We start from the raw sequence: 994 nt of genomic DNA on the forward strand, positions 1-994 counted from the left end.
GCGGCCTCTTCCGCGGCCTGAGCAGCTGCTTCCGCCGCTGCGGCCTCTTCCGCGGCCTGAGCAGCCGCTTCCGCCGCCGCGGCTTCCTTTGCCGCCTGCGCTGCCGCTTCCGCTGCTGCGGCTTCTTCCGCGGCCTGCGCTGCCGCTTCTGCAGCTGCGGCTTCTACCGCGGCCTGAGCGGCCGCTTCCGCCGCTGCGGCGTCTTCCGCAGCCCGCGCTGCGAATTCCGCCTCGGCAAGCAGCGCTGTTGCCTGCGCTTCGGCTGCGTCGGCAGCCGCTATCGCGCGGTCTGCTTCGGCTTGTGCCTCCGCCTGCGCGGTTGCAGCTGCTTCTGTGTCCTCGGATGATGCCGCTTCTTGTGTCAGGCGCAGCGCCTCTGCTGGAGTGCCCCCACCGAGTGGTCCAAATTAATTGTTGGTGCATGGTTGGCCTCTGGTCTATTGGCATGATGCTTTTTGGTGCCGGTGGACGGTAACCTAAGGCGCTATGTGGCCTGACAGTGTTGTAGTGGCGACGCCATCTCTCGATGAGGATCTGTGCCTCGCGCAGCGAGTAGAAGACCTCACCGTTCAGCAGTTCGTCCCGAAAGCGGGCGTTGAAGCTCTCGCAGTAGCCGTTTTCCCATGGTGATCCTGGGGCGATAAAGGCTGTTTTGGCACCCACCGCGCCGATCCACGCGCGCACTTTCTTTGCAATAAATAGAGGTGGCTGCGCAAATTTGAACAACTGGGATAAGTGGATTTTCCGCGCAACAGCAGCATGATGCTGCAAGCGAGGAGATGATGATGACAAAACGACCGCGCCGGAATCACAGCCCGGCATTCAAGGCGAAAGTGGCCGTGGCCGCGATCAAGGGCGAGAAGACGCTGATCGAGCTGGCACAGGATTTCGACGTTCACCCGAACCAGATCAAACAGTGGCGGGACCAGCTGCTTGAGGGTGCGACTGGTGTTTTTGGGGACGCCGCGAAGGCCGAACCAGAACCGGTGATCGA

2 protein-coding genes and 1 pseudogene are annotated in these 994 nt (G+C 62.5%); 2 read left to right on the forward strand and 1 reads right to left on the reverse strand.

The window, feature by feature from the left end; all coding sequences use genetic code 11:
* Positions 1–347: hypothetical protein (locus H147_RS20850; protein ID WP_043700292.1), on the forward strand; the 347-nt coding region annotated here is incomplete at its 5' end.
* Between the two features lie 94 nt (positions 348–441).
* Here the strand turns inward: H147_RS20850 and H147_RS20675 are convergent.
* Positions 442–705 (reverse strand): annotated as a pseudogene (locus tag H147_RS20675) (integrase core domain-containing protein); the annotation flags it as partial.
* Between the two features lie 80 nt (positions 706–785).
* On the opposite strand from H147_RS20675, the gene H147_RS0117465 reads away from it, so the two are divergent.
* Positions 786–994: transposase (locus tag H147_RS0117465; RefSeq protein ID WP_026352652.1), on the forward strand; the 209-nt coding region annotated here is incomplete at its 3' end.

The organism is Yoonia vestfoldensis DSM 16212, assembly GCF_000382265.1.
Taxonomy (GTDB): Bacteria; Pseudomonadota; Alphaproteobacteria; order Rhodobacterales; family Rhodobacteraceae; genus Yoonia; species Yoonia vestfoldensis.